The 18842-nt window shown below is 54.5% G+C and carries 26 protein-coding genes and 3 pseudogenes; 21 read left to right on the top strand and 8 right to left on the bottom strand.

From position 1 onward, the window contains the following. Positions 1 to 11: 11 nt before the first annotated feature. The 3 genes from THINI_RS25165 to THINI_RS10730 all read right to left on the bottom strand — a co-directional run bounded on the left by THINI_RS25165 (position 12) and on the right by THINI_RS10730 (position 1886). The gene (locus tag THINI_RS25165; protein ID WP_002708617.1) at positions 12 to 173 is read right to left on the bottom strand and encodes a hypothetical protein; all 162 of its coding nucleotides are present in this window, start codon (positions 171 to 173) and stop codon (positions 12 to 14) included. Positions 174 to 301: 128 nt separating this feature from the next. Further along, positions 302 to 595 (bottom strand): helix-turn-helix domain-containing protein, encoded by a 294-nt coding sequence (locus THINI_RS10725; RefSeq protein ID WP_002708618.1) that lies wholly within the window; start codon positions 593 to 595, stop codon positions 302 to 304. After that, a complete protein-coding gene (locus tag THINI_RS10730) occupies positions 588 to 1886 on the bottom strand; it encodes a type II toxin-antitoxin system HipA family toxin (protein ID WP_002708619.1) in 1299 nt (432 codons plus the stop codon). The genes THINI_RS10725 and THINI_RS10730 overlap by 8 nt, the downstream gene beginning before the upstream one ends. A gap of 315 nt (positions 1887 to 2201) precedes the next feature. On the opposite strand from THINI_RS10730, the gene THINI_RS10735 reads away from it, so the two are divergent. From THINI_RS10735 to THINI_RS10765, 9 genes are all read left to right on the top strand, one after another. Then, positions 2202 to 3539: a tyrosine-type recombinase/integrase gene (locus THINI_RS10735; RefSeq protein WP_002708620.1), complete on the top strand. Its 1338-nt coding sequence runs from the start codon at positions 2202 to 2204 to the stop codon at positions 3537 to 3539. A 34-nt stretch (positions 3540 to 3573) separates the two neighbouring features. After that, a complete protein-coding gene (locus tag THINI_RS10740) occupies positions 3574 to 3873 on the top strand; it encodes a BrnT family toxin (RefSeq protein ID WP_002708621.1) in 300 nt (99 codons plus the stop codon). Then, positions 3863 to 4147 carry a hypothetical protein gene (locus tag THINI_RS10745; protein ID WP_002708622.1) on the top strand — a complete coding sequence of 95 codons (285 nt, stop codon included), beginning with the start codon at positions 3863 to 3865 and terminating at the stop codon, positions 4145 to 4147. The genes THINI_RS10740 and THINI_RS10745 overlap by 11 nt, the downstream gene beginning before the upstream one ends. Positions 4148 to 4151: 4 nt before the next feature. Then, positions 4152 to 4319 carry a hypothetical protein gene (locus THINI_RS10750; protein ID WP_169314614.1) on the top strand — a complete coding sequence of 56 codons (168 nt, stop codon included), beginning with the start codon at positions 4152 to 4154 and terminating at the stop codon, positions 4317 to 4319. Between the two features lie 104 nt (positions 4320 to 4423). Further along, on the top strand, positions 4424 to 4804 hold the full coding sequence (locus THINI_RS10755; protein ID WP_040839380.1) for a hypothetical protein: 381 nt from the start codon (positions 4424 to 4426) through the stop codon (positions 4802 to 4804). A 36-nt stretch (positions 4805 to 4840) separates the two neighbouring features. After that, the gene (locus THINI_RS25170; protein ID WP_154724394.1) at positions 4841 to 5206 is read left to right on the top strand and encodes a hypothetical protein; all 366 of its coding nucleotides are present in this window, start codon (positions 4841 to 4843) and stop codon (positions 5204 to 5206) included. A gap of 76 nt (positions 5207 to 5282) precedes the next feature. Next, a complete protein-coding gene (locus THINI_RS10760; protein WP_002708625.1) occupies positions 5283 to 5531 on the top strand; it encodes a helix-turn-helix transcriptional regulator in 249 nt (82 codons plus the stop codon). Next, positions 5521 to 5892, top strand: coding sequence for a hypothetical protein (locus THINI_RS25175; protein WP_002708626.1), 372 nt, complete (start codon positions 5521 to 5523; stop codon positions 5890 to 5892). The genes THINI_RS10760 and THINI_RS25175 overlap by 11 nt, the downstream gene beginning before the upstream one ends. 43 nt (positions 5893 to 5935) lie before the next feature. Further along, a complete protein-coding gene (locus THINI_RS10765) occupies positions 5936 to 6271 on the top strand; it encodes a hypothetical protein (RefSeq protein WP_154724395.1) in 336 nt (111 codons plus the stop codon). A gap of 39 nt (positions 6272 to 6310) precedes the next feature. On the opposite strand, the pseudogene THINI_RS27255 reads toward THINI_RS10765, so the two are convergent. Beyond that, positions 6311 to 7650 (bottom strand): annotated as a pseudogene (locus THINI_RS27255) (ISAzo13 family transposase). Between the two features lie 242 nt (positions 7651 to 7892). Between THINI_RS27255 and tnpA (THINI_RS25660) the strand changes: the two are divergent. From tnpA (THINI_RS25660) to THINI_RS10795, 4 genes and pseudogenes are all read left to right on the top strand, one after another. Then, positions 7893 to 8240 (top strand): IS66 family insertion sequence element accessory protein TnpA, encoded by a 348-nt coding sequence (tnpA, locus tag THINI_RS25660; RefSeq protein WP_002706643.1) that lies wholly within the window; start codon positions 7893 to 7895, stop codon positions 8238 to 8240. After that, positions 8240 to 8608, top strand: a complete 369-nt coding sequence (gene tnpB, locus THINI_RS25665) for an IS66 family insertion sequence element accessory protein TnpB (protein ID WP_002706841.1) — start codon at positions 8240 to 8242, stop codon at positions 8606 to 8608. The genes tnpA (THINI_RS25660) and tnpB (THINI_RS25665) overlap by 1 nt, the downstream gene beginning before the upstream one ends. Before the next feature lie 35 nt (positions 8609 to 8643). Then, positions 8644 to 10271, top strand: a pseudogene (gene tnpC / locus THINI_RS10790) (IS66 family transposase). A gap of 1047 nt (positions 10272 to 11318) precedes the next feature. Further along, positions 11319 to 11666, top strand: coding sequence for a hypothetical protein (locus THINI_RS10795; RefSeq protein ID WP_002708628.1), 348 nt, complete (start codon positions 11319 to 11321; stop codon positions 11664 to 11666). Between the two features lie 16 nt (positions 11667 to 11682). On the opposite strand, the pseudogene tnpC (THINI_RS10800) reads toward THINI_RS10795, so the two are convergent. From tnpC (THINI_RS10800) to tnpA (THINI_RS25185), 3 genes and pseudogenes are all read right to left on the bottom strand, one after another. Beyond that, positions 11683 to 13309 (bottom strand): annotated as a pseudogene (tnpC, locus tag THINI_RS10800) (IS66 family transposase). Positions 13310 to 13442: 133 nt separating this feature from the next. Further along, positions 13443 to 13712: an IS66 family insertion sequence element accessory protein TnpB gene (gene tnpB / locus THINI_RS10805; protein WP_154724396.1), complete on the bottom strand. Its 270-nt coding sequence runs from the start codon at positions 13710 to 13712 to the stop codon at positions 13443 to 13445. Beyond that, entirely contained in the window at positions 13648 to 14058 is a 411-nt protein-coding gene (gene tnpA / locus THINI_RS25185) for an IS66 family insertion sequence element accessory protein TnpA (RefSeq protein WP_154724397.1), read from the bottom strand. The genes tnpB (THINI_RS10805) and tnpA (THINI_RS25185) overlap by 65 nt, the downstream gene beginning before the upstream one ends. A 371-nt stretch (positions 14059 to 14429) precedes the next feature. On the opposite strand from tnpA (THINI_RS25185), the gene THINI_RS25670 reads away from it, so the two are divergent. Beyond that, a complete protein-coding gene (locus THINI_RS25670) occupies positions 14430 to 14978 on the top strand; it encodes a hypothetical protein (RefSeq protein WP_169314615.1) in 549 nt (182 codons plus the stop codon). 70 nt (positions 14979 to 15048) lie between these two features. Next, positions 15049 to 15252 (top strand): hypothetical protein, encoded by a 204-nt coding sequence (locus THINI_RS25675; protein ID WP_169314616.1) that lies wholly within the window; start codon positions 15049 to 15051, stop codon positions 15250 to 15252. A 231-nt stretch (positions 15253 to 15483) separates the two neighbouring features. On the opposite strand, the gene THINI_RS27260 is transcribed toward THINI_RS25675, so the two are convergent. Continuing rightward, complete coding sequence (locus tag THINI_RS27260) at positions 15484 to 15708, bottom strand: Arc family DNA-binding protein (RefSeq protein WP_002708630.1); 225 nt, start codon at positions 15706 to 15708, stop codon at positions 15484 to 15486. A 92-nt stretch (positions 15709 to 15800) separates the two neighbouring features. Here THINI_RS27260 and THINI_RS25190 point away from each other — a divergent pair, with 92 nt between their 5' ends. The 6 genes from THINI_RS25190 to THINI_RS10840 all read left to right on the top strand — a co-directional run bounded on the left by THINI_RS25190 (position 15801) and on the right by THINI_RS10840 (position 18834). Continuing rightward, on the top strand, positions 15801 to 15962 hold the full coding sequence (locus THINI_RS25190; protein WP_002708631.1) for a hypothetical protein: 162 nt from the start codon (positions 15801 to 15803) through the stop codon (positions 15960 to 15962). 125 nt (positions 15963 to 16087) lie between these two features. Continuing rightward, positions 16088 to 16267 carry a hypothetical protein gene (locus tag THINI_RS10825; RefSeq protein WP_002708632.1) on the top strand — a complete coding sequence of 60 codons (180 nt, stop codon included), beginning with the start codon at positions 16088 to 16090 and terminating at the stop codon, positions 16265 to 16267. Then, positions 16264 to 18009: a replication endonuclease gene (locus THINI_RS10830; RefSeq protein WP_002708633.1), complete on the top strand. Its 1746-nt coding sequence runs from the start codon at positions 16264 to 16266 to the stop codon at positions 18007 to 18009. The genes THINI_RS10825 and THINI_RS10830 overlap by 4 nt, the downstream gene beginning before the upstream one ends. Further along, complete coding sequence (locus tag THINI_RS27010) at positions 18006 to 18131, top strand: hypothetical protein (RefSeq protein WP_281054672.1); 126 nt, start codon at positions 18006 to 18008, stop codon at positions 18129 to 18131. The genes THINI_RS10830 and THINI_RS27010 overlap by 4 nt, the downstream gene beginning before the upstream one ends. Further along, a complete protein-coding gene (locus THINI_RS10835; protein ID WP_002707317.1) occupies positions 18128 to 18490 on the top strand; it encodes a hypothetical protein in 363 nt (120 codons plus the stop codon). The genes THINI_RS27010 and THINI_RS10835 overlap by 4 nt, the downstream gene beginning before the upstream one ends. Next, on the top strand, positions 18487 to 18834 hold the full coding sequence (locus THINI_RS10840) for a hypothetical protein (protein ID WP_002707316.1): 348 nt from the start codon (positions 18487 to 18489) through the stop codon (positions 18832 to 18834). The genes THINI_RS10835 and THINI_RS10840 overlap by 4 nt, the downstream gene beginning before the upstream one ends. Positions 18835 to 18842 lie beyond the last annotated feature (8 nt).

The raw sequence follows: 18842 nt of genomic DNA on the forward strand, positions 1-18842 counted from the left end.
CCCTTACCGATTCACTGGCAAGAAGCCGAATTCTTGATGGCGAACCATTCGGCCAGCAATTTCGCCAGATACTCACTGCGGTTAACGCCAGCTTTTTGCGCTTCGGCCAGTAACCGCTCGTAGACCTCCGCCGGTAACCGGAACTGCGCCATGTAGTTGAATGACTGTTTCATGATGATTGCCCATTTCGTTGTTGATTATTCATCCCTACCCATTATATTGGACACAAATAATCCGCAAAGGTTTAGCCGAAAAGGAAGCAACGGTTTGCTTGAGGAGCTGACCGGTTGTTTATGGCAACCTACCCGCCATCCACAGCAACGGACACCACCCCCAATCGCAAACCAAACGGCTGCAATAGCTTGTTGACCGTATTCATGGAAGGATTGGCCGCCCCAGCCTCAATACCCTGAATGGTTCGGGTGGCCACCCCTGTCAGGCGCGCATATTCCTCCACCGTCAGATACAGTCCTGTGCGCAGTTGGCGCACGACCTGCGCCAGCGGCATATCCGGTTGTTGCCTGATCCGCTCCAGTAAGGCAATACGCTGCTGGAGTTGTTCCGTGGGCGAAAGCGGTGTATAGCGCCTATCCATGACAACAAGCCTCCAGTTGCCTGCCCGCGGCAAGGCTCAAGGGGGCAAAGCGTCCTACCAGTTCCACCGGGACACCCGCCTGCCTCATTTTGTCAGGCAACGCAGCCAGCGATTCACCCAGTGGTTGCAACGCCGCTTGCAGAGCCTCCAGCGGTAGCCGCGCCGCCGCCGCCGCCTGACACATGGCCGACGCCCAATCCGGCACACCGTAATCATCCTGTTCCCAGCGCATCCGGCGGGCAATCCCATCCGGGTGCAGCGCCATAGGGGAAAAGTCAAACAGGGGAGTCAGGCCAATCCAGCCATTTTCCTGACGCTGGATCGCCGTATTACGGCCATGATTGTCCTTGTTACCCAACACCACATTGGCAATGTCGCGCCTGAGATATTCAGCAATTTCAGCCAGCGGATCACTGACCGCAGACGCTAATACCTTGCAGGCGGTATTGTGGCTGAGCTTTGCACCAAAACCACCGCACTGGCAGAGCGCGTACAGGCTTTCCTGGGCGTAACGTTGTACGCCAAGTGCCGTTACTGCACGGTCAAAGCGAGGAATGAACAGGGCGCGCTCCCGCAATAGCAGTTCACCATGCACCCTCAGCCCCAAAAAACGCGCCAACTCCACCCAGATGTTTTCCAGTTGCAGAATGGTGTTTAGGTATTGATCCTGCCCGCGAGCAAACTTGACCAGCCAATGCCGTTTGGCTTGCGCATCCGGCAACGTATGGTCAAGGAAAAATTGTCCCGAATAGTCTTCGGTCAGCAACAATTTCGGCCATTCCCCCTGCACCCCAGAAGAACCTGCGACGAACAGGCCATAATCCGCCAGATATTCGGTAAAATGCTCCCCACGCCACGCCACCTCAGCCAGAGGAAAACCTTGCGGCTGCCCCACGCTGCGGGTTTGTAACCACTCGTGAGCTTCCCGGATCCGGCAGTTGCCGATGGGATTGGCGGCTCCGGCCAGTAGTAGGCTCCAGTCTGCGCTGGCTTCTGCCCGTTCTGGCAAACCCAACTGGCGCAACAGCTCCAGCCGCCCGTACCCCTGCGGCAACAAATCCAGGACAAAACCCGGCCAGACAGCAGAGCGCTGAGGGGCAAGACTGACCGGAAATGTCCAAGAAAGCGCGGGGGCATCACACCGCCCGGCATAGTGGATGGCATGGTCAACGGCATAACCCAGATAAGCCGACCCTTGCCACCCTTTGTCAGGGGATTCCAGCAAGGCCATACTGCCAGCGCCATGCCATGCGCCGTCAAGGAACAACTCGAATGTGCAATCGGTTTTCATTACCGCATTATAATGCGGTTTAGGAATATTTTCAGGACATAGTTACGCAAAAGGATGCGTAAATATGCCGGTGAAGAGAATCGAACTCCCGACCCCATCATTACGAATGACGTGAATTGAATAAATCAATGACTTACATTAATCAGGATTGGACAAGCCAAGTCAAGAAAGAATGCGGGTTACAGAAGGTTTGGGGGAAATAACTTGTCCATTACTGCCCAATGCTCACCAATCCTAGCCAGCAAACCGCGTGACTAAGCGAGTGACTAAGGAATAGAATGATGTGAATTGACCACAAAACGGCGGTTTAGTCACATGGCTTTCACTATCAAATTGCTTGATTCACTCACCCCACAAGCAAAACCTTACCGCAAGTTTGAGGGTGGGCAGCGTCCCGGCTTTGGGATGCAGGTATCACCCGGCGGCAAGGTCACATTCATTTACCTGTACCGTGAACCAGTAGCCAATAAACAGCGTGTCATGACCCTGGGGGGCTATTACGGCGTAGACCGTGACGGTCAAGCCAGGAATGGCGGCTTGACCCTGAAAGAAGCCTATTCTGCGTATGCGGATGCAAAGCGTATCCGGGAAGAAGGCCGCGACCCGCAAATAGTCCGTGATGAAACCTTGCTGCTGGAAGAAGCAGGGCGACGCACGGAACGCGAACTGCGCAAGCGTGAAGCCTCTATGGGCAGCATCCAGCAATTGCTTGATGCCTACGTGGCTGACCTGAAAGCAGACGGAAAACGTTCATGGGCTGACGTAGAGCAATGTCTTACCGTGAATGTATATCCTGTCATTCCGCAGGCAACCAAGGCCAAGGACGTTACCCCGGCAGACATCCGGGCAGTGTTGGCGGCAATCATCCAGCGGAAAGCCATGACCATGGCAAACAAGGTACGGGCTTACCTGAGTGCGGCTTTTGCTTTCGGTATCGGCTGGGACAATGACCCAAACCGGCATTTTGAGCCGTTACGCTTTGGTATCAGTGCCAACCCCGCGCGGGATGTGCCGAAGCCTGACAAGCAAACCCATACGCGGAATAGGGCGTTATCTGCCGGGGAAGTGAAACAGCTTTGGGACTTGCTGGATGATTGCGGCCTGCACCCCAAAACGGCGGCGGCTATCCGGCTGCTGTTTGCCTTGGGTGGGCAGCGTGTTGAAGAAGTGCTGGGGCTTCATGCTGATGAAGTAGATATGCAGAATCGCTACGTGACCTTGCTCAATACCAAAAATGGCAGCACCCATGTAGTGCCATTCGGCGATGTGGCTGCACCGATCCTGCAAGAGCGGCTCGCGGCGGATACCAGCGGCCTGTTGTTCGACAAGGTGAGGGGTAGCGGCGAAATGGGCTACCACACCATCAGCAAGGCGATAAACCGCACCTGCCAGCGTACCGACATGCAGTCGTTTGTGCCAAGAGACATCCGGCGCACAGTGAAAACGTTGATGGGCTATGCCGGTATCAGCAAGGAAGATAAAGACCGCTTCCAGAACCATGCGCTGCATGATGTATCCAGCAAGCACTATGACCGTTACGACTACCTTGCAGAGAAACGGCAAACTATGGCGGTCTGGGATGCGTACCTGCAAACCATCCTCACAGGCGAACCACAAGCAACCGTGGTGCAGTTCCGGGCAGCAAACGCATGATGTGTATTTACAAATTAAATACGAAGGACTATAAATGATGGATGTAATCTACGCCCTGAACGGGATTACTTTTATCTGGAATGCTGACAAGGCGAACCGTAACAAAAACAAGCACGACGGCATTACTTTTGAACAGGCTGCACAAGCATTCTTTGACCCATTCCTGAAACTGGTGGACGCAAGCCGCAACGATGAAAGCCGGGACGCGATCATCGGAATGGATAAGGGGTGGAACCTGCTGTTTGTAGTACATATCCAGATTGAAGATGACCGCATCAGACTTGTATCGGCACGCAAGGCCACCAAGCAGGAACAGAAATATTATGAAGATTGACCAACTGAAAGCACGTCTCAATAAAGACCGACCCATGACCACTATCACCCTCAGAATGCCGGTGGACGTGGTGGAAGACCTTAAACGGGTTGCCCCAGTGCTGGGGTTCAGCGGCTATCAGGGCTTACTGAAAGCATACGTGGGGCAAGGGTTGCGCAGTGACCTTGAACGGCTGGATAATGACGCTGTGACCGCTCTTGTGTCCAGTCTCAAGCGGCATGGTGTGAGTGAAGATGTGATTACCGAAGCACTCAACGAAGTAACGCATGGGTGAAGACATGACCGAAAAGGCACTGATTGAACGCGACTCCAAGCGCGACCTTGGGGCGGAACTGCTGGAATCCATCCGGCAGATGAAAGCAGGCCAGAAAGGTGCTGTTCATCAAGTTGCAGTTTCAGAGGTGGTGGAGGAACGGCAAAAAGCAGGTTCTTCACAAAGACAATGACATGACCAGTTTTCCCGGCATCTACTCCGACGGGAGGAAAAGCGGACTCTTCAACCGCCTGATGCTGGGTTCTTATTTGAGGGAAGCACAGTGAAGGTGTGTTTATGGAGCTATTACCTCGATACAGCTTGAGTGAGGCTGCATATCATTTAGGAATGACAAAAGATGAAATAATAGGCTTCATTTCAAATGGTAGTTTAAGTATCGCTATTGATATTTCTTCTTTCTCTTTCGGCTTTCGTCATATTGCAACACGGCAGAAGTTCCAGCCAGATGATTGGCTTTGTGATTTTGAGGATGCCGTAGATGGTGATAGCACTGCTTACGCATATGTGTTGCTGACTGAATTGGAAAGATACGCGGGTTTCACAAACAAAAGATTCATAGTTGCAGAAAATGTATATCTTGGTGATGTAAAGACATTTTGCAAATACCCGTCTGGACATGAGTACGGTTTTACTTATGAATATTTTTATGAAAACTAGTGGTTTAGTGAGCGTCGGTTTCAATTAAATCAAGAAATGTCAGAGGATAATCTTAGAAGCTTTTATTCAGTTACAACTTATATAACAAGGGAGGCATTGTTAAATAGCAAGATAACGAAACATATTCCATTGTCACATTTAGACGATTTCTCTCAGAGAGAACTGGCGGCGGCGGAAAGGTTTATAAAAGCATTACGAGATATTTTAGGCGAAAATAATAGTATTCAAGTATCAGGACACTCGCAGATTATTCGCAATCTGTTGATTAGAATTTACCATCACCAAGATTTAATACCAAAAGCACCAGCGATCAAAAAAATGCTTGAAATAAGAGCGAATTGTTACATGGATGAAAAAACAATCAGGAATATTTTAGCTCGCTGCTTACCCTCAAAAAAATGAACTTCCCGATAACTTCCCTTTTTTGCTAGCTCCTGATTGCTAATCTGTGTCCATAATCAATCACACAGGATTAGTTATGGACAATCAGTCAGTTATCTACCAGGTCACACAGCAGCCAACCCGCAAAACGGGCATAGCCAACGTGCATCAGGCTATGGCACACGCTGGCGTATCCAGCCGCACCACATTGATTGCCTGGGAGCGTGAGGGCAAATTCCCCCCGCGTGTATCGCTGGGTGGTAATCGTGTCGGCTGGCGCTGGAGTGATCTGTATGCCTGGGCGGATAGCTTGACGGCAAAGGAGGGCACAAAAAATGGACAATAAAAAAGCCGACCCCGCCACAGGGTCGACTCCAAGTAATGCACCCGCCAATGATAGCAAAGTCCCATTAACATTGACACCGGAGCAGACGGCAAAACTTGTTAATCTGCTACCGCCACGTGCAAATACAGCGCGTCGCATGGTTAAGTTATTGGCGGAGCATCCCGATAGTATTACCGGCGACATTAACCGCGTATCCAGCGTTAATTTGGGTCATATTAAGCGCGTATACAACCCGATATTAAGTCAGGCAGGGTATATGCTGGATTGGCGTTATCCGCCAACGCCAATTAATAATGCCTATGGTGAGCCGTCAGGACAAGTATTATGGGGGATTTATCCGGCAGACGATAATTATGGGTAGACGGGCATATTATTGTTACCGCAACGAGTATGAGCTAACACACATGGGATTATTGACAATGGAGGGCGGTTTATTTGCCCTCTTATCTGATGATGCTGATTTTGACAATATGGTGCATTTGACCAAAGCCAAAAAGCTGGCATTTATGACCAAACTTGGCAGTAAATCAAAAAATCCTGATCGTGTCTGCAATAATGCTTTAGGTAAGTTGCTGGACAAAAACCTTATTGTCAGGGTTGGCACAAATGCCTACATGCTCAATCCGCAATATCGGGATAAGCAAAATAGCTCTACTTCGCAGGGAAAATTGATGGATAAATTCACCGGATACCGTGAAAAACATCACTCACCAGATGATAATTTATCATCCGTGGGGTGATAATCTGACACCTAGCTTAGGTGATTTACCTCAAAGACATTACCCAAAAACAGGGCGAATCAGAATGTCCCATTTTGGTAAAGCAGCATTTCTTTCCAGCCTCGCCTCAACAGCCTCCATAGCTTTTTTGCTGAGGGTCACACCCTTCTCATAAACCTTGCGACTGAATTCGACCATGGGGTTGATGCCTTTCCAGGTCATGGTTTTTGCCCATTCCAGCAGGGTTTCGGCATCCTTGAGCTGGGTGCCGTTCCAGTGTTGTTCCAGAATCCCCCAGCAGCGTTCAATCGGGTTGTACTTGCTGTGGTAAGGCGGGTAGTACAGCAGGTGGACTGTCTTACCGGTATGGTTGGCGAATTCCACCATGCGCTTGAGGAATTGCGTCCTGATCCCGCTGCTTTCCGGGCCATTGTCCGCTTTGATCTGGATGCACTGGCAGGCGTCCTTGTCAGCAGAAGGCATCTGTTCCCATACCCGGCACAGGGAATCCACGATGAAGTCACTGGTTTTGCTGGAACTGCCGAAGGTCAGGTAAACCTGCCCACTGTCCTCATCCAGTACGCCAAAAGGGATGTATTTCTCTTTGCAGCCCATCTCATGGTCAGCGGCTTTATTGTCACCCCGTGTTTTCCCGCCCCGTGAGTAGTCACCGATGTTGACGGTCGCCTTGCAGTCCATGCTCAGGCGTTTGACCGCCCCATCGGCAAACTGCCCATCGTTGGCCTGGATATTGGCGAAGATGGCGTCGGTTTCTGGAATTTTTTTTGCGGCTTGGCTTTCTCCACCTTGCGCAGGCGGTAGCCATTCCGGTTGAGTATCCGCGCCATGGTGCTGGGGGCGGGCACTTGTCCACCGCTGAAACCCATGGCCTGTAACTGCCGGATGGCTTCCGCCGCCGTCAGGCGGGTGTAGGCGATGCTGCTGCGGAATGTCGGGTCTTGCTGGCTATGTGCTTCCGCCAGCGCCAGCAAGGCGGCTGCCGCTTCCGGCTGGGTTTCCTCCCAGCGCTTCTGGCCACAATACGCCGCCTGCGCACCCACGCAAACCATGCCGCTGCGCTGTTCCTCCAAACCCAACTGCACCCCCTCCCGACCCCAGCCAAAACACCTTTCAGTCTGGCGGGCGTTGCCTGCACAATATTTCCGGCTCATGTCCGCCTGGAACGCACGGCGGGTGCTGCCAGACATTTTCGAGGCCGCCAGTTTCAGGTCGGCTATCTGGGATTCACTCAGGATCGGGTTAGCTGTTTGGGGTTCGGGGGGCATGGGGATAGGGACTCCGCTTGTCGATAAGACAAGTGTAGCCATTGCGGGGGAATCTTTCAGGGAAATCCCCTTAGATGGCAAATTATCACCGCATGGGTGATACTGATTTTTCATTAAATAACTGTTTATTAAGTGATTTTCAGCAAATTGATTGCAAAAAGTGCTTATATAAAACAATACACATAAACCTCTCTACGGAGTGGGAATGCTTTGAGGCAAAAAACCAATGACCAAACCACCAAGAAACCTACCGCCTGAATTGAAAGACGGTAAGCGCTTCTAAATCCCCCTCCTTTCAGCGCCCACGTAATCCCGGACACTCAGCCCATCAGCAACAGATTGCATGGGAGAACACGATGAATCCAGGTCAAGATGGGCGTCTGGCGTACTGGCAAGCCCAGCTCCAACGCTTCCAGTCCTCCGGCCTTTCCGGAGTCCAGTATTGTGAACAGGAACAGTTGAGTTACCACGGCTTTGTCTACTGGCGGCGCAAATTATGCGGTACGGCGGGCAAGCCGCCCGGGGATGGCAAACGCCCGGTATTGCCAGAGCCTTCCGGTTTCGTGACTGTCCGCCCGGCGCAGCCGGGGACAGACGCCCGGACGGGCGATGGCCTGGAGCTGTCCCTGCCGAATGGCCTGGTGATCAGGAATATCCACCCCGGCAATGTGGCCTTGCTGCGCCGGTTGCTGGGGCAGTTGTAATGGCCCGTTATTTCCGCCCCGCCGGGGAGATGCCGGACATTTACCTTTACCGCCCGCCCATTGATTTCCGCAAGGCCGCCCAGGGGCTGGCGGCGATCGTGGCGCAGGAATTGGGCCACGACCCGTTTGCCGGGGCGCTGTACGCCTTCACCAACCGCCAGCGCACGAAAATCAAATGCCTGTATTGGGAAGACAATGGCTTTGTGCTGTATTACAAAGCCCTGGCGGAAGAGAAGTTCCATTGGCCGCAAACGGGGGATGGCGGGGTGATGGCGCTGACGGCCCAGCAGATCAACTGGCTGCTGGACGGTTATGACATCAGCCTGCTCAAAGGGCATAAAAAGTTGTGCTACGGGGCGCTGTTTTAGCGACTTATCCTGATGATTTTGTTATCATTTAACCCATGGATTTAGCACCGCCGCCAGCCCCCAAAACCACATCCCATAGCGACCTGGACGCTGCCCGCCTGCGCCAGTTGCTGGCGCAGCAAGAGGCGGAATTTGCCGCCGTCCTGAAACAGCGTGACCACCATATCCAGCTCCTGGAAGAAATGCTGCGCCTGGCCAAAATACAGCGGTTTAGCGCCCAGTCTGAAAAGCTCCCCTTCCAGATTGACCTGTTTGATGAAGCCGAGTTGGCAACCGCGCTGGAGGACATCGCCGGACGACTGCCGGAGGCGGAACCCGCCAGGCCCCGCCCCAGCCAACGCCAGCGCGGCTTCCCGCCCGGGCTGAAGCGCCAACGGGTGGAGCTGTTGTTGGGTGATGCGGAAAAAGCCGGGGCGACCCGCACGTTTTTCACCAAGGTCAAGGAAGAGCTGGACTACATCCCGGCGCAACTGGTGGTGCTGGAATACTGGCAGGAAAAAGCCGTGTTTGCCGCCGGGGGCCAGCCAGGATCCCGCCCCGGCAACGGCAGATGGCGGGCCAACGCTGGTCGCCGCCGCCCGTCCGCCCCCATCCGTTGGGCAAATGCCATGCCAGCCTCAACCTGCTGACGCAGGTCATCATCGCCAAATACGCCGATGGCCTGCCCCTGTACCGCCTGGAGGGCATTTTCAAACGCCACGGCGCGGAACTCAGCCGCAGCAGCATGGCCCACTGGATCATCCGTCTGGAGGACAGCTTCAAACCCCTGCTCAACCTGCTGCGCGAAACCCAGAACAGCGGCGCTTACCTGCAAGGCGATGAAACCCGCATCCAGGTGCTGAAGGAGGACGGCAAAACCGCCCAGGCCGACAAATGGATGTGGGTGGTGCGGGGCGGCCCGCCGAACCAGGTGGCGGTCTTGTTTGAATACGACCCCAGCCGGGCGGGGAGCGTCCCCGAACGCCTACTGATGGACTTCCACGGCATTTTCCAGGCCGACGGCTATTCCGGTTACGCCGCCGTGTGCCGCAACAACGCCATCACCCGCATTGGCTGCTGGGACCATGCCCGCCGCAAGTTCGTGGAGGCCGTCAAGGCGGCGGGCGGCAAACAGGCCCGTGGCAAACCCACCCTGGCGGATATTGCCCTGGGCATGATCCGCAGGCTCTACCGCATCGAGGACAACATCAAGGGTCTGGACACGGCGGAGAAATACCGCCTGCGCCAGCAGTTGAGCGTGCCCCTGCTCAACGAACTGAAAACCTGGCTGGAAACGCAGGTCGGCAAGGTGATGAAAGGCGGCCTCACCCGCAAGGCGATGGAATACTGCCTCAACCAGTGGGAATACCTGAGTGGCTACTGCCAACGCGGCGACCTGCATATCAGCAATGTGCTGGCGGAGAACGCCATCCGCCCCTTTGCCGTGGGCCGCAAAGCCTGGCTGTTTGCCGACACCCCGCATGGCGCGCGCGCCAGCGCCGCCTGTTATTCCCTGATTGAAACCGCCAAGGCCAACGGCCTCGAACCGTATGCCTATATCCGCTATCTGCTGGAGCATATCGCCCAGGCCGACACCCTGGAAAAATGGGAGGCCCTCCTGCCATGGAATGTGCCGCTGGAGAAATGTGCGAAAAAAGTCCCTTTTTTTGACAAGGGCAAGTAGGGCGATTTAACGGCGCTTACGAAAGACGCATGGATTCAAGCAACGGAATCAGCCTTTCAATCTGGCGTGGAGAAAACTCTTTTGCGTCTGATCAAGCAATTAGGACGCAATCTAAGCGTGAATGTTGATGCTGAATTTCTTGCGAATATGAACACTGAACAGAAATCACCACAAGTTCTGTTTCTGGATGACTTCCGGTAGGAATCCCACTGGGATTCCCTCAAGTGCAATGCAAATGTCCCGTGGCTGTCCCGCTTCTGTCCCGTGGCTGTCCCGCTTCTGTCCCGTGGCTGTCCCGCTTCTGTCCCGTGGCTGTCCCGCTTCTGTCCCGTGGCTGTCCCGCTTCTGTCCCGTGGGACATCCGCATCTTGTCACTGTGACAGGTGCGTGACCGTATGAGTAAAAACACTCGAACCCGTCAAGTCCGAAGTGAAAGCGAAGCGGAAAAAGCGTTAGCTTTTTTTCACGTAGCCGAAGGGAAGACTTGTTTGCACGATCTCACCCCGCAACCAACGGGCGCGGCTGTAGAACCTTAATACGGCTGCTGAAAGAAATAAGCTAGGCATGAGGGGCAAAGGCTATTCCGCCGCCTGCCCCTCTGCCATGTGGCGAACATCGCCGAAGGCATTAATTACCGTTTTGAAACCTTCCGCCGATTTGCCTACTCAATGGTAGCAAGCTTCATCACTGGTCAGGCTGGCTATGCTGATCAAACTGCCCATATGGCTCCCTCACTGGCTTGTCGGATGCTTATCAGTTGGGGATTCTACCAGCGCTTTCAAGGTTCATGGGGCAAGACCCCGAAACACATAATGAGCCTACAATGATTAACACATTGTAAATTAATGGAAATTTACGATTATTTGCCGGAAAACCTTGTCGGCCTAAATGCATAGTGTTGTGCTGGCTTTTGTTTGTCGGTAATTGTGAGGAAAAGCAGGCATTCAACACCCCAACGGCGAACCCGCACACATCAAAACCCACCTATCAAAGATTGATTACGAAAATTGTTGAACAATCCGTTTAACGAATCATCCAGAGGTATTAATGCAAAACTCGATCATCGGCTTGCGACTTCCGCCAGATTTGAAACGCGAATTTGCCGATATTGCCAGCCAACAAAACACCACGATGTCAGTATTGACCCGTGGGCTTATAAACAATTTCATCAAAAACACAGGAAACAGAACCGTGAAACAGCTAATCCTTAACTTGACCGACGCCGAATACGACCTTTTGACTGTAAAGGCTGGAAATGGCGACTTGCAGCAAATCATGCGCATCGCAATCGATAATTATTTCTGCACGCACCGTCACACATCGACAAACACCCCGCCCCTTGACTTGAGCGGAAGAATGGCAATTTTGCGCAAACTGGCAACGCCAGAAATGTAAGCGCCGTTAAATCGCCCTACTTGCCCTTGTCAAAAAAAGGGACTTTTTTCGCACATTTCTCCAGCGGCACATTCCATGGCAGGAGGGCCTCCCATTTTTCCAGGGTGTCGGCCTGGGCGATATGCTCCAGCAGATAGCGGATATAGGCATACGGTTCGAGGCCGTTGGCCTTGGCGGTTTCAATCAGGGAATAACAGGCGGCGCTGGCGCGCGCGCCATGCGGGGTGTCGGCAAACAGCCAGGCTTTGCGGCCCACGGCAAAGGGGCGGATGGCGTTCTCCGCCAGCACATTGCTGATATGCAGGTCGCCGCGTTGGCAGTAGCCACTCAGGTATTCCCACTGGTTGAGGCAGTATTCCATCGCCTTGCGGGTGAGGCCGCCTTTCATCACCTTGCCGACCTGCGTTTCCAGCCAGGTTTTCAGTTCGTTGAGCAGGGGCACGCTCAACTGCTGGCGCAGGCGGTATTTCTCCGCCGTGTCCAGGCCCTTGATGTTGTCCTCGATGCGGTAGAGCCTGCGGATCATGCCCAGGGCAATATCCGCCAGGGTGGGTTTGCCACGGGCCTGTTTGCCGCCCGCCGCCTTGACGGCCTCCACGAACTTGCGGCGGGCATGGTCCCAGCAGCCAATGCGGGTGATGGCGTTGTTGCGGCACACGGCGGCGTAACCGGAATAGCCGTCGGCCTGGAAAATGCCGTGGAAGTCCATCAGTAGGCGTTCGGGGACGCTCCCCGCCCGGCTGGGGTCGTATTCAAACAAGACCGCCACCTGGTTCGGCGGGCCGCCCCGCACCACCCACATCCATTTGTCGGCCTGGGCGGTTTTGCCGTCCTCCTTCAGCACCTGGATGCGGGTTTCATCGCCTTGCAGGTAAGCGCCGCTGTTCTGGGTTTCGCGCAGCAGGTTGAGCAGGGGTTTGAAGCTGTCCTCCAGACGGATGATCCAGTGGGCCATGCTGCTGCGGCTGAGTTCCGCGCCGTGGCGTTTGAAAATGCCCTCCAGGCGGTACAGGGGCAGGCCATCGGCGTATTTGGCGATGATGACCTGCGTCAGCAGGTTGAGGCTGGCATGGCATTTTGCCCAACGGATGGGGGCGGACGGGCGGCGGCGACCAGCGTTGGCCCGCCATCTGCCGTTGCCGGGGCGGGATCCTGGCTGGCCCCGGCGGCAAACACGGCTTTTTCCTGCCAGTATTCCAGCACCACCAGTTGCGCCGGGATGTAGTCCAGCTCTTCCTTGACCTTGGTGAAAAACGTGCGGGTCGCCCCGGCTTTTCCGCATCACCCAACAACAGCTCCACCCGTTGGCGCTTCAGCCCGGGCGGGAAGCCGCGCTGGCGTTGGCTGGGGCGGGGCCTGGCGGGTTCCGCCTCCGGCAGTCGTCCGGCGATGTCCTCCAGCGCGGTTGCCAACTCGGCTTCATCAAACAGGTCAATCTGGAAGGGGAGCTTTTCAGACTGGGCGCTAAACCGCTGTATTTTGGCCAGGCGCAGCATTTCTTCCAGGAGCTGGATATGGTGGTCACGCTGTTTCAGGACGGCGGCAAATTCCGCCTCTTGCTGCGCCAGCAACTGGCGCAGGCGGGCAGCGTCCAGGTCGCTATGGGATGTGGTTTTGGGGGCTGGCGGCGGTGCTAAATCCATGGGTTAAATGATAACAAAATCATCAGGATAAGTCGCTAAAACAGCGCCCCGTAGCACAACTTTTTATGCCCTTTGAGCAGGCTGATGTCATAACCGTCCAGCAGCCAGTTGATCTGCTGGGCCGTCAGCGCCATCACCCCGCCATCCCCGTTTGCGGCCAATGGAACTTCTCTTCCGCCAGGGCTTTGTAATACAGCACAAAGCCATTGTCTTCCCAATACAGGCATTTGATTTTCGTGCGCTGGCGGTTGGTGAAGGCGTACAGCGCCCCGGCAAACGGGTCGTGGCCCAATTCCTGCGCCACGATCGCCGCCAGCCCCTGGGCGGCCTTGCGGAAATCAATGGGCGGGCGGTAAAGGTAAATGTCCGGCATCTCCCCGGCGGGGCGGAAATAACGGGCCATTACAACTGCCCCAGCAACCGGCGCAGCAAGGCCACATTGCCGGGTGGATATTCCTGATCACCAGGCCATTCGGCAGGGACAGCTCCAGGCCATCGCCCGTCCGGGCGTCTGTCCCCGGCTGCGCCGGGCGGACAGTCACGAAACCGGAAGGCTCTGGCAATACCGGGCGTTTGCCATCCCCGGGCGGCTTGCCCGCCGTACCGCATAATTTGCGCCGCCAGTAGACAAAGCCGTGGTAACTCAACTGTTCCTGTTCACAATACTGGACTCCGGAAAGGCCGGAGGACTGGAAGCGTTGGAGCTGGGCTTGCCAGTACGCCAGACGCCCATCTTGACCTGGATTCATCGTGTTCTCCCATGCAATCTGTTGCTGATGGGCTGAGTGTCCGGGATTACGTGGGGCGCTGAAAGGAGGGGGATTTAGAAGCGCTTACCCAGAAATCGACCCGCGCAAGCCTGTACCACCAAACCGCGCAGAAACCACAGTGGAGGGGCGCTACCGCTGGGAAGCTGATGATGACTTTGAGCGGGCTATGCATGGTTATCGCTGGAATCTGGCTCGCTGGGAATCAGACCAAGAGCAAAAAGAGCGCATCAAACAACAATCACTTGAACGTAGGGCATCTAGCCCGATTTGGAATTGATTTAAACCTGACAAAGCCTTTTAAACTCATAAGATTGAAAGGCTTTCTCTGATATGAGAGATTTTGAGATTGTATGACTGATTCAAGCATAGAAACCGTAGGATTTGATCCGGTATTTAATCACTCACAGACTAGAAAAAAATGGTCGGTTAATAAGCTTGAGAATGGCTTTAGCGGAGCGATGCGCCAAACAACTGAAGCGGTTTCCAATATAGAAAACGGTGATCTTTCTATTATCGACAGCATATTAATATCACAAGCACTTACTCTGGATAGCATATTTCATAACTTGAGTGAAAAGGCGGCGGTGCGTATTGACTCTGGGCAAAGTAATTTAAAGGGTGCGGAGATTTACTTGAAGTTTGCCCTAAAAGCTCAACAACAATCTGCTACAGCTTTAAAAATTCTTAGCGAACACAAGCAGCCGCGCCATACAGTGTTCACCAAGAATGCAAACATTTCTCAGAACCAGCAAATAAACCATAGCGTTCAATTACCCAGACAATCAGGAGCACTACCACATGCCGCGTTGGACACCGGAGTCACGGAAACAGCAGTCACAGTTAATCAAACAAACCCAGCCTTGGCTAGAATCGACAGGTGCAAAAACCGTCGAGGGTAAGGCTAAATCCAGCAAGAATGCCACTAAGCATGGTGCGCGAAGCAGGAAAAATGCGTGGTTTTTCCGTGAATTGGAGAAAGAGAAAAGGAAATTAAAAGAAATTGAAACCATGCTGCGCGGAAAGATTGGTGAAGAAGGTTATGACGCTCTAAGTCAGATTGGCTTAGAGCCAAGGGACATTATGACCATTAAACTCAATAAACTGTTGGATACTGAAGTGCCCATTTCTACGCACGCGGAAAATTCAATTGCGCGTTTCTTGGAGAAAAAATAGCAAACGAACTGAACAACCGGAATGCCGACCATTGCCGTTACCCTGAAATCGGGTAACGAACCCCAAAACTCATGAAGTCGGGATTTCGACAGCTTAAAGGGCGGCATTCCGACACATTGAACATTAGCGCGAACCGCAGTTTTGCGCATCGTGGGTGATTCTTTGGGGCGCAAAGTCGGGCTATCTTCCCCGACACTGGCAAGCATAGGGAACATTTGAATATACAGGATATTAATGTTGGTCAAATTTTTTTGACAGTTCTTCGCGTATCAGTTCCCGCATACGCGCCTCACTGTAACAACAGGTAGCGGAACCTTCGGCAAACGTAGATTCAAGACGCGCGGTTATCTCTGCATTCAGCGTCCTGTTGTTCGCTTTAGCAGCTTCATCAATTCGGGCTTTCAGATCGGGAGAAAGCCGGATTTTCATTTGAGGGTAGTCATGCACTTTAGTCATAACCGGGATTATGAACCATAGGGGTGTTTACAACAATGCACCCGTATGGTTCAATATGGTTAAACCCGAGGGGTTTATTATTTGAGGTACACATGGAAGAAAATAAACGTTTCAGTATCGGCCTCTCTGCAAGCCTGTACGCATGGCTAAAGCAGCAAGCCGACAAGAACCACCGTTCAATGAGCGGCCAAGTTAATGATTTTCTGGAAAAGATGAAGGAGGCAGACGAACAGAAACAGCAGAAAGCAACATAGCCAGGAAGTAAAAAGCCCCTGAGCATCTCACTTCTCAAGGGCTTAGTGACTGAAAGAGCATCTCACCTCTCTGCCAGTCGATTTCTGAAAACCCGTAACCTACTAAAATCAAAGGATTCAGAACCATGAATCATACCAAAAATACGCCCCCAGCGGACAACACCAACGATCTAAAAAGCAGTGAAAGCCATCTTTCTGACGATGAAGTGCAGGCTTTAGCGCTGTTCCAGCAGCTTACCCCGCAAAATCGGCAAACCATCCTTGTCGTGCTTCGCGCAATTGTAGGCGTGGAGGTGCAGCCATGATGCAGCCAACCATGCACCACCACCCGCAAGACGGCGGATTCATTGCCTCACAACTGGCGCAACTGCCCGAAGGCTACCACCAGCAGATAGGGCGCGAATATTCGCACCGTTACCAGACAGCAGGCCAGCACGACGGCGAACGGCGGCGCAATGCCAACCTGTTCATGCTGGACTTGACCGGACAGGCAGGCGGGCGCGTGTTCACCCTCTCCGATGAAGAGATCAGGCGCAAGGCTGACCGGCTGGCGCTGGAATGCCGACGCCTGATGAAACTGGCAGGCGACCAGGACAAGGCCGTTACTGTCGGGCTGGGCTTCTTCCAGTCGGCAGGCTTTGACCCGCAGGGCATGGCAGGCTTTGACGCCACCGGCATCACTGCCCGCCTTGCTGACCCGCAATACTGGAAGCGCAAGCTGTTACGGCGGCAAGACCGGGAACAGGAAGCCTTTGCCATCCGTTTGGGCGTGGTGCACCGTGGCCGTGGCCTGTACGTGTCTGACGCCATGTTCAACACCGTGCAAACCCGCATAGCATCCAGCATCAAGGCATTGGCCGCGCTGGAAGCCGTGAACGAGGAAACCGGCGAAACCGTGGACATGCTGACCGTGATGAAAGGTAGCGTGGCGAATCCCGAAGTACGGCGGGTTGAACTCATGGTGCGGATGCGCGGCTTTGAGGAGGCGGCGAAACAGGCCGGGCATGTCGGCACGTTCTACACCATCACTTGCCCGTCAAAGTTCCACCGTTTCACCACCGATGAAAACGGCAAGCCAGCGGATAACCCGAACTACCAGGGCGCAACCCCAAGGGATGGGCAAACCTACCTGAACGCCATCTGGCGGCGCATCAGGGCGAAGCTGAAACGCGACGGGTTGACCGCCTACGGATTCCGTGTGGCCGAGCCACACCACGACGGTTGCCCGCACTGGCATTTGCTGCTGTTCACGCCCCCGCACCAGTGCAAGGCGGTTACGGCCATCTTGCGCGCTTACACCATGCAGGAAGACGGCAGCGAAGCGGGCGCGGCCAAATACCGATTCAAGGCCGTGGAGATTGACGCCAGCAAAGGCAGTGCCACCGGCTACATTGCCAAGTATGTGAGCAAGAACATCAACGGCTATGGCGTGGATGAAGACTTTGAAGGCGGCATAGATGCTGCTGACAGTGCGCAACGTGTGCGGGCGTGGGCTTCCCTGTGGGGCATCCGCCAGTTCCAGCAATGCGGGGGCGCACCCGTGGGCGTGTGGCGCGAATTACGCAGGCTGCAAACTGCCCCTGATGGCTTGCTGGAAGAAGCACGGCAGGCGGCGGACGCGGGCGACTGGTGCGCCTACCTGCAACTGCAAGGCGGCGTGTCTGCCCTTCGCAAGGAACAGCCATTACGGGTTTACACCGTGGAGCGCGTGGACACCGCAACCGGCGAAGTCATCAGCAACAAATACGGCGAAATCACCGGCAAGGTGGAAGGCGTAGACCTGCTGGGAATGGCACAAGTGCAAACCCGCCTGCATGTATGGCGCATTCAGGCCAAGGCCAACCAGCCACAACCAGAAACCGCATTCGACCAAGCGCATTACGTGGACGGCTTCGACATCCTGACGCCAGCCACGCCAGCCCCTATGCCAGTGTCGGGCATCCGGTTTCCTGCCTCTTCAAGCGGCGCAGCCGCGCCCCCTCGGAGTCCTGTAAATAACTGTACGCAACCATGGCAGGAAGGTCAGGTATGGGGGGTGCAGCCATGAGCAACAAGCACGTACTGAGCCACGCTGAATACATCGCCGTGTTTCTGGCTGGCTTCATGGCTGGCGTAGGCGCAGCAACCATCTATTGGCTGATTGTCATTGCACGGGGGATTGCGTCATGAAGCACATAATCCTCCCTGCCCTACTGCTGGCCACGAATGCAAACGCTGGCCTGATTGAGGGTTATGCCGGAACTGTAGCTGCCTACTATGGCCTTGCTGGTGTCAACATCATCAAGGCCGATATTGACCGGCTGCATAAGGCTTGTGGCGTCTACCAGCAACACGCCTGCACCAACACAGACAATAGCCGGGTAATGGTTAACCGCGCGTTGGAAAACCACCCGGCACGGCTACTGCACGTCCTCTGCCATGAGGCTGCACACGTCCTGCAATTGCGCGACGGCTTGCCACTTGGCGAGGTTGACGCAAACAACCGTGCCGAGGGCTGTGTCGCATACGTTCAGGGGGTGCAACCATGAGCAATACCGACACCAGGCCGCAGGAAATCATGCAGGCAGCCATGCAAGGCCACCCTGCACACTCCCCTGCCCAATCCGCTGCGAATATCGACTGGCAGGCACTCCACCGGCTTATCCCGTGGCTGGCAGTTATCGCAGCATGGGTTATGTGGGCGATGTTCCTGCTGATCCCCACCCTATTCGGCCTGCATTACGCGGGCATGTTCCCGGCTGCATCCAATTGGCTGTATGTGGGCATGGGCTTGACCCTATGCCTTGCCGCCACCGTGGCGGCGCAAGTGCAGCACGGGGCGCGCGCGATCCTGTTCACCTTCAGCGTCCTGCTGCTTTCCTACTGGTTCTGAGGGCTATG

It is taken from the genome of Thiothrix nivea DSM 5205 (genome assembly GCF_000260135.1).
GTDB classification, from domain to species: Bacteria; Pseudomonadota; Gammaproteobacteria; order Thiotrichales; family Thiotrichaceae; genus Thiothrix; species Thiothrix nivea.